The following is a 238-nucleotide window of genomic DNA, read 5'->3' as shown; positions in this document are numbered from 1 at the left end:
GACGAGGCCGCCGGGCCGCCACGTGTCGCCGCCGTCGTCGCTGAAGATGACGCCGGCCCCATTGTCGTCGGGGGCGCTGTAGTTCATCGGCGCGATCAGCCGGCCCGCGTGCTCCGCACGGCTGAGTTGGATGCCGTGGCCCGGTCCGGTGGCGTACCACCGCGAGCCCTCGGGGATCACGCTGCCGGTAATCTCGCGGGAACTCGACCACGACGCCCCGTTATCGTCGGAGTGCTGC

1 protein-coding gene is annotated in these 238 nt (G+C 71.4%); it reads right to left on the bottom strand.

The annotated features are described in order from the left end of the window. Positions 1-238 (bottom strand): exo-alpha-sialidase (locus R0J92_RS26385; RefSeq protein ID WP_411053864.1); only part of this gene is annotated, 238 nt, incomplete at both ends.

This window comes from Tritonibacter sp. SIMBA_163 (assembly GCF_046535935.1).
Lineage (GTDB): Bacteria > Pseudomonadota > Alphaproteobacteria > Rhodobacterales > Rhodobacteraceae > Epibacterium > Epibacterium scottomollicae.
Note: the sequence above shows the minus strand (reverse complement) of the source record. Positions and strands in the feature narration are given on the sequence as shown.